Below are 7,749 nucleotides of genomic sequence, written 5' to 3' on the forward strand. Positions count from 1 at the left end.
CTGCATTGCGATGCTCGTCGAGCGGGGCCTCCTCGATCTCGACCGGCCGGTGAGTGCCTATTGGCCGGAGTTCGGCGCCCACGGTAAGGGGGCGATCACCGTTGCGCAGGTGCTGAGTCACCGCGCTGGATTGCCTTTCGTGCCCGCCGAACTGACCACCGCCGAGGTACTGAACGACCAGGTCGTCGCCGAGCACCTCGCCGCCATGCGGCCGGTCTGGGTCCCCGGGGCCGCGTTCGGATACCACGCCCTGACCGTCGGGGCGATGGCCAGTGAGCTCACTGCACGCATCACCGGTGCCACGATCGCGGAGTTCTTCGACAGCGAAGTGCGATGCCCGCGCGGTCTGGAAGCGTGGTTCCACACGCCCGAGGAGATCGAACCCCGCGTCGCCCCTGTCGTGTTCCCCGAAGCGCAGGCCGATGCGAACCCGACTCCCGGGCTGGCCGACGCGGTGTACGCGAATCTCGGTGGATCGCCGAGCCGGCTCGATATCATCGCGAACACGCGTGACGGTCACACCGCCGGGCTGGCCGCGGCATCCGCCGTAGCTTCGGCGCGGGGTCTTGCGGGCGCCTACGGGGCGGCGCTTTGGGACGACGGCTACGGGCGACTGTTCGGCGACGACACCCGACGAGCGATGACGCAGATCCGGTCGGACGGCCTCGATATCACCACCGGCTCGGTGCTGCGATTCGGCGCACTGTTCATGCTGCCGTGGCGGGAACGACCGTTCGCCAGCTGGCAGGCGTTCGGCCATGATGGCGCAGCGGACGCCCTGGCGTTCGCCGATCCGGAGGTCGGGCTCGCCTTCGGTTACACGACTGACCGGCCGTGGTCGGGCCAGGATCCGCGTCGACCTGACGCGCTGGCGCGGCTCGCACTCCGGATCGCCCGCGACTCCGCATGAGTCCTCGACGCCGGTCCGCGGCGAGGGGCGCCGCGACTCACCCCTCGCCGCGGAACACCCTGCCGAGAGCTTCCGCAACCGGTTTCGGCGCACCGTCCGCGTCGAGCAGGGACAGACTCACTGCGCAGGGGAAGGTGTCATGGCCGAGCCAGACCACGAACCCCGCGCACGCTGGGAACCGGGCGCGGGTCGCGCGGGCCGCGTAGGCCAGCCATTCGGCCTGGCGTCGCTGCGACTGATCGACCCAGGCGGCGAGACCGCCTTCGCCGTCCCAGCTCTTGAACGGACCGAGCCACCAGGCCGAGGAATGCGACCACAGCTGGGTGAGTTCGCGCCGCTGCTCGTCGGTGTCCACGGGCAGGAGGAGGCCCCGATCTTCGAGCATCGCGAGCGGTGACGCGCCTCCCATGCCCACCTCGCTGCGCAGCAGCGCGTCATCCCCGTCCCAGTACGCCTTCCACTCCTCGAACGTGCCGTCGCTCTCCCACGGGCCGTGCACGTCATGATGCAGGCCCAGACCGCGCCGGTCGGGATCCCCCCACACCGAGGGCCCGGTGGGGGAGGTCGCCACGAATCGGCGCTCCGGATCGGCGTCGGCGAGAGCCGTCCGCGCCGCCGCCAGCGTGGGATGATCGGCCGTCAGGGGTACCGGACTGCCGCCGCGTTCGTCGATGAGCTCGTTTCCCCCTCCCCAGAGGACGATCGACGGATGATGGGCGAGCTGACGCGCGTAGCTCTGGGCGATGCTTGCGAACTCGGCCGCGAACGCGTCGTCTTCTGGGGGCAGGTTGTCCAGGCCTGACGACGACAGCGGCAGCTCCTGCCACACGGCGAAACCGTACTCGTCGGCCAGGTCGTAGAACAGGTGCTGCTCGCGGGCGGCTCCGCCCCAGACTCGCAGGGTGTTGACGCTCATCCGACGGTATTCATCGAGTCGAATCCGGTAGTCGGTTTCGGTGACGTCCGCGGAGTCGGGGCGGATGGGCACCCAGTTCACTCCGGCCATGAACACCGTTCGGCCGTTGATCTCCAGCAGCCACGGCTCGGCGTCCTCGGGCGCGCCGGGGATAGGCAGCCATCGCACCGTGCGGAACCCGACCCTGCGCAGGGCGTGATCGGAGACCGTGCCGTCGCCGGCGACGAGATCGACCTCCACCCGGTAGAGAGTCCCCGCACCGAGCTCCCATGGTGCGACCGCGTGGAGATCGATGGTGAGGGCGAGGGTTGATGCCACCTCCATCGTGGTCGACACCGCATCTCCGTCGGGGCCGGTGACGGTCACGACGGCGTGCGTCGCGTCCCCCTCGATCCGCGCCCGCACGGCGACCGTGCCCGCCCCCTCTTCGAGCAGCGTGGCACGAACGTCGAGATCAACGAGTCGCGCGCCGCAGCGGTGTTCCAGCGTGAGCGGACCCGCCACGCCGATCTGCACAATCCGCGGGGTCCAGTCCCAGCCGTAGTTGTAGCGCGCTTTGAACTCCCGGATGCGGCTCGTCCAGCCGATCTGGCCGAGATCCGCCGGAACGCCAGTGAACACGATCGTGAGCATCCGCTCCCCCGAAGTCCAGGCCTCCGTCAGATCGAATTCGTGCGGGGTCATCGCGCCGGTGAATTCGCCCACGCGCACCTGTCCGAGGAGGACAACCCCGCAATAGTCCAGGGAATCGGCGACGAGGACGATTCGGCCTCCGTCGGCGGGCGGCCCGATCTGGTCGTCGGCGAGGAACGCGGTGTACGTCCAATGCCGGTTCTCGATCCACTCCGACTCGCGTGATCGGAGCCCGACGGCCGGATCCGGGACGATGCCCGCAGCGAGCAGTGCACCGCGTACGGAACCGGGGGCGTGCACCGGCACGGCGGCGACATCGGGGCGTCCGGCTTCGAGTCTCGCGAATCCTGCTTCGAGCTCCCAGTCGTTCACGCGCCAACCGCGCAGCGTCCACTCGAGGCTCGTGAGGTCGAATCGGGAGGTCATCGGGGTCCTTTCGGAAATGCGGCGCACGTGCCGCGGGGTCAGAGGGGCAGCACGCGCAGGCGGACGTCGCCGACGCGTCTCTGTCCTGGTGCAAAGGCGACGAGCCTGCCTGCGTCTGTCATCGCGTCGATGCCGGCGGGCCAACCGCTGAACGGTTCGAGACCGAGCACATACGCGCTCGAGTAATACGGGAATCCTTCTGCCGCACCGGCCTCCATCCAGCTCCATGCGCAGCGGTAGGGGTCGAGCGCCCAGTCCAGTTCGACCGCGATCCCGGCGTCGGGGCTGTCCAGACGAAGGAATCCGCGGTCGCCGGGGAAGTCGGTGAAGTAGCCGAACCGCTTGGCGTGCGAACCCGGCGGCAGCACAGTCGCCGGATCCGAGGATGCACCGACCTCGGCTTCCATCTGCCAGCCGGCGGCGGTCGACGAGATTCGCGCCCGCGGCGAGAGCAGCGGTGCACCGAACGCGGGGTGCTGCCCCCACGCCGTCTGGATCGTCTCGCCGCCCTCGTTCACGATCGCCTCCGTGACGCGGACCTCGGATCCGAGCTCCGGCCCGAGATCCGTCAGCACGATGTCACGACTGATGCGGAAAGGGCTGCGTACGAGCCGCGTCTCGAGCCGCACACCGTCGGACAGGGGCGCCCAGTCGAACGCTGCGTGCCATGCTTCGCCATGCTGCGTCCATGTCGCGCCGTGTCGGTCTGAGGCTGGTCCGCCATTCGGGAACGCCGTCTGCCATCCGCCCGGGTATGCGTCCATCGCCAAGTCGCTCGAGCTGCCCGCTGCTTGCAGAGCGCCCCGCGCGCGGAGCCCCCACGGCGTCTCGTACAGCAGGGGAGTCCCGCCGCGTACGAGGGAGCGCAGCTGCAGGATCGTCCCACCGACCCCGGGAACGACTTCCGCCTCGAGGCGGTCGCTGCGCAGGGTGACCAGTTCCCAGCCCCGCCTCTCCGAAACGGTCAGCGAGACCGTCCGGGCGGCGTTCGCGCCGGGGGAGTCGGAAAGCGGCATGCGGGAAGGGCCCCTCTTGATCGGCGGGAGAAACGGGCGCGACATCCACCCTCGGCCACCGTAACGGACATAGCGCGTGAAAACAACGTTGTTTATTGGCGAGCGGGTGGGTGACAATGTGCGAATGGACTCGATCGAAGATGCTCGCCGCCCGCTTCCGATTCGGGTCCTGGTGACCGGTGCGGGCGGCGACATCGGCGGTGCGGTGGCGACCGCGCTCTCGAAGGCAGGCGTAGAAGTGGTCGCCTTCGACCGGCGATTCCCGAGGGATGTGCCTGCGCAGCGGACCATCGTCGGCGACACCGGCGACGAGGCCGCGGTCGCAGGGGCGCTGGCCGGATGCGACGCGCTCGCACATCTCGCCGCGTATCCATCGCCCGATGCCGCTGGCCCCCGCGAGGTGTTCCGCGCGAACACCCAGGGCGCGTTCACGGTGCTGTCGCTGGCCGGGGAGCTCGGCATCCGCCGTGCCGTGATCGCGTCGAGCATCAATGCGAACGGGTTGACGTTCCACCCGCGTCGACCGCTGCCGACGTCGTTTCCGCTCACCGTGAATGAGCCGGCACAGCTGGGCGATTGGTATTCGCTCGGGAAGGCGGATGATGAGCTGGCCGCCGAGATGTGCGCGAACCGCTGGGGCCTCTCCACCGTCTGCTTGCGGCTCCCGCATACGTGTTCGGGCGCGGTGCTCGATGCCGTCGCCCGACGCAACCGCGATCAGCCCGAAGCGGCCGTCCAAGAGGGATGGGCATACCTGCACACCGACGACGCGGCCGGCGCATTCGTCAGCGCCTTGATCGCGACCGGCGTCGGCGGTCCGATCGGCGCGCGGTCCGTGCCGCTGCTCGTCTCCGCCGATGACACGCTCGTGCCGTGGGCCACTTCAGCCGCGCTCGCCCGGTACGCGCCCGACGTGCCGGTAGCCCGGGTCATCGCCGGACGCGACAGCGCGCTTGACACCGCGCCGGCGCGCCTCCTCCTCGGCTGGCGTCCGACGTACCGGTACTACCCGAGCGAACCCGAAGAGCTGCCTCCGAGCTGACCGCCGGCAGCCGGGTCAGCCGAGGGCATGGACGCCGCCGGCTCGGATCTCCTCCCACCCGGGATCGCCGTCGCGAATGAAGGCGCCCCAGGCGTGTCGCATTCGCGACAACATCGCCAGGTCGCCCACGCTCGGACCGCCTGGAGCGAGCCAGTTCCACATGCCTCGGTCGGTGTTGCCGAAGATGAAACCTGCCTCGATCCCGTGCGTCGCGCCCGCACCCCCGCGATGGACGGGCCCGAACCCGCTCGGCACGTACGCGAATTCGTACGCCCAGGCGGACGCTCGGCCGGCGTGACCTGAGGCTGCGGCCAGGGCGGGCAGACGGAACCACCGCTCCGTCGCCTCGTCCCGCCCCGGCCGGTCGCCGACCAGTTCGGGTGGAACAGCGGGGCGGCCGAGGTGGGCGAGCGCTCGCTCGTCGGATCGGATCAGGCGGTCCTCCCCGAACGCGGTCATCTCATCGCGATTGGAGCCGATCAGAAGCGGTACCGCGAGGCCGCGGCCGGACGCGAGCACCGCGAGCGGTTCGCCCTCGAGCAGATCGCCGTCGATGACCGGCGCGCTCCCGAGGACTCCGGGGGACCGATCCGCGATCTGCGCATACGCGAGGAGCGAGGCCGCGATAAGCCGGTCAGGCGGCACTGCCCCGAGCTCGACGACGGAGGACGCGCCCGCCTCGCGCAGCGTGACCTCCGCGACCCGTCGGGCGTCGTCCGGCGTGATCGCGACCGGTGGCGGGCTCTGCGCAATGGCGCGTGCGAACAGTCCGCGCGCCTGAGGTGTGGACGCAAGCGCGCAGACCGCGTGCGCCCCCGCCGACTGGCCGAAGATGGTGACCCGACCCGGATCGCCGCCGAATCCCGAGATGTGGTCGCGCACCCAGCTCAGGGCGAGGAGGATGTCACGCAACCCCGCATTGGACACGGGCGCGTGCCGCTCCGCCCGCGGGTGGGGATCGGGCAGGCCACGGACATCGAGGAAGCCGAGGGCGCCGAGCCGGTAGTTCACCGAGACGACGAGGATGTCTTCTGCAGTCGCGAGAGCGGCGCCGTCGAAGTCGGGTTGCGCGCTCCCACCGCCTATGTAGCCGCCGCCGTGGATCCACACGGCCACCGGGCGGTCGGGGGCAGCAGCCGCGGGAGCGAACACGTTGAGGCTCAGGCACTGCTCGTCGAATCGGACGATCGGCGGGCGCGGTCCCGGGCCCGGCTGCCACGCGGCGGGGCCTCGCTCGCAGGCGGAGACCATGTCGACCGGGGGAGCGGGAACCGGTGCCGCGAACCGTTGAGGGACGCGCCCGTAGGGGATGCCCAGCCAGGCCGCGGCGCCGTCGTCCGTCACGCCGCGGAAGGTGCCGATGTCGGTCCTGGCCACCGGGGGATTCTTTTCCACATCGAGATTCTTGACCAGAAGGTGTCGTTGGTGCCACTATGTGACAACGTTGTTTCATCCCGACGATCCCGTCGGCAGATCAAGGAGTTTCAATGACGAAGCAGTTCCGACCGGTCGTCGGACTCGCCGCGACGGCGGCGTCCATCGCCCTGCTCGCAGGGTGTTCCGGCGGCGCAGCGCCCGCCTCACCCGCATCCGTCGACCCGGACGCGCCGGTCACGATCACCGTGACTGGCAAGCCCAGCGACGACCAGAAGGACCAGCTGAAGGTCTTCAATGATCGCATCGTGGCGTTCGAGAAGAAGCACCCCAACATCACCGTCAAGGGGTCTGACAAGAATTGGGACCCGCAGACGTTCAACGCGATGCTCGCCGGCGGCACGCTGCCCGATCTGTACGCGGTGTACTTCACCGACTCGAAGGCGATCGCGAAGAACAAGCAGGCGGCGGACATCACCGACGCACTCAAGAAGTCTGGCGTGTCCGAGACGCTCAACCCCAGCACCCTCGAGCTCGCGCAGGACGATGCCGGGCGCGTGTACGGGATCCCGTTCAGTGCGTACGGGCTCGGGCTGGTGTACAACCGCGCACTGTTCACGGCCGCCGGCCTCGATCCTGACAAGCCGCCGACGACGTGGGAGCAGGTCCGGGAGGACGCCAAGATCATCACCGAGAAGACGGGCGTGCCCGGGTTCGGAACCATGACCCAGACCGGCACCGGCGGATGGATGGTGACCGCGGCGACGTACTCGTTCGGCGGTCAGATGGAAGCCGCGGACGGAAAGCCTGTGTTCGCGGACGAGGGGAAGACGGCGGAGTTCCTGAAGCTCCTGCACGACATGCGCTTCGAGGACAAATCGATCGGCGACAACGTCCTTTACGACCAGGCGGGCATCGGTCAGGCGCTCGCGTCCAAGCAGGTGGGAATGTTCATCGGCTCGCCGTCCAGTTATCAGGACGCCGTCGTGACCAACAAGATGAACAAGGACGATTTCGGGATGGGGCCGATGCCCCAATCCGGTGGAAATGGCACCCTGACCGGGGGCGGCGTCTTCATGATGAGCCCCAAGACGACGGCCGCGCAACAGCAGGCGATCATCACCTACGTCAAGGAGATCTACCTCAGCGCGAAGTTCGACCAGGCAGCCGCTGTCGACGCAGCCAAGAGCAACGCAGGACAGAATCTTCCGGTGGGACTCCCCGAGCTCTCCGTGCTGACGACGGATCAGTCCGACAAGGTGCACGGCTGGATCAAGGACTACATCAACGTCCCCGAGGCCAACTTCGCGACCTACGCGGACTCGCTGAAGTCCCTGCAGCTGATGATCGAGCCGCCGCAGAAGGCACAGGATCTGTACGCCATGCTGTCCCCGGTGCTGCAGTCCGTGCTGACCGACCCGGGCACTGATAT

6 protein-coding genes are annotated in these 7,749 nt (G+C 69.1%); 3 read left to right on the forward strand and 3 right to left on the reverse strand.

The annotated features are described in order from the left end of the window. The coding region (locus BGN97_RS16655) for a serine hydrolase domain-containing protein (RefSeq protein ID WP_292704007.1) at positions 1-910 on the forward strand (910 nt) is incomplete at its 5' end. Positions 911-947: 37 nt separating this feature from the next. Here the strand turns inward: BGN97_RS16655 and BGN97_RS16660 are convergent. Both BGN97_RS16660 and BGN97_RS16665 read right to left on the reverse strand, forming a co-directional pair. Next, entirely contained in the window at positions 948-2,885 is a 1,938-nt protein-coding gene (locus BGN97_RS16660) for a glycoside hydrolase family 2 TIM barrel-domain containing protein (RefSeq protein ID WP_292704009.1), read from the reverse strand. A 38-nt stretch (positions 2,886-2,923) separates the two neighbouring features. Then, positions 2,924-3,901, reverse strand: a complete 978-nt coding sequence (locus BGN97_RS16665) for a DUF4432 family protein (RefSeq protein WP_292704011.1) — start codon at positions 3,899-3,901, stop codon at positions 2,924-2,926. 124 nt (positions 3,902-4,025) lie between these two features. Between BGN97_RS16665 and BGN97_RS16670 the strand changes: the two genes are divergently transcribed. Beyond that, on the forward strand, positions 4,026-4,943 hold the full coding sequence (locus BGN97_RS16670; RefSeq protein ID WP_292704014.1) for an NAD(P)-dependent oxidoreductase: 918 nt from the start codon (positions 4,026-4,028) through the stop codon (positions 4,941-4,943). Positions 4,944-4,958: 15 nt separating this feature from the next. Here BGN97_RS16670 and BGN97_RS16675 read toward each other — a convergent pair whose 3' ends face one another. Then, positions 4,959-6,338: a carboxylesterase family protein gene (locus BGN97_RS16675; protein WP_292704017.1), complete on the reverse strand. Its 1,380-nt coding sequence runs from the start codon at positions 6,336-6,338 to the stop codon at positions 4,959-4,961. 92 nt (positions 6,339-6,430) lie between these two features. On the opposite strand from BGN97_RS16675, the gene BGN97_RS16680 reads away from it, so the two are divergent. Further along, positions 6,431-7,749: extracellular solute-binding protein (locus BGN97_RS16680; protein ID WP_292704021.1), on the forward strand; the 1,319-nt coding region annotated here is incomplete at its 3' end.

It is taken from the genome of Microbacterium sp. 69-10 (genome assembly GCF_001897945.1).
Taxonomy (GTDB): Bacteria; Actinomycetota; Actinomycetes; order Actinomycetales; family Microbacteriaceae; genus Microbacterium.

Coding starts and splice junctions, on each gene's coding strand:
- BGN97_RS16670 (WP_292704014.1), top strand. CDS start 4,026: ATGGACTCGATCGAAGATGCTCGCCGCCCGCTTCCGATTCGGGTCCTG.
- BGN97_RS16660 (WP_292704009.1), bottom strand. CDS start 2,885: ATGACCTCCCGATTCGACCTCACGAGCCTCGAGTGGACGCTGCGCGGT.
- BGN97_RS16665 (WP_292704011.1), bottom strand. CDS start 3,901: ATGCCGCTTTCCGACTCCCCCGGCGCGAACGCCGCCCGGACGGTCTCG.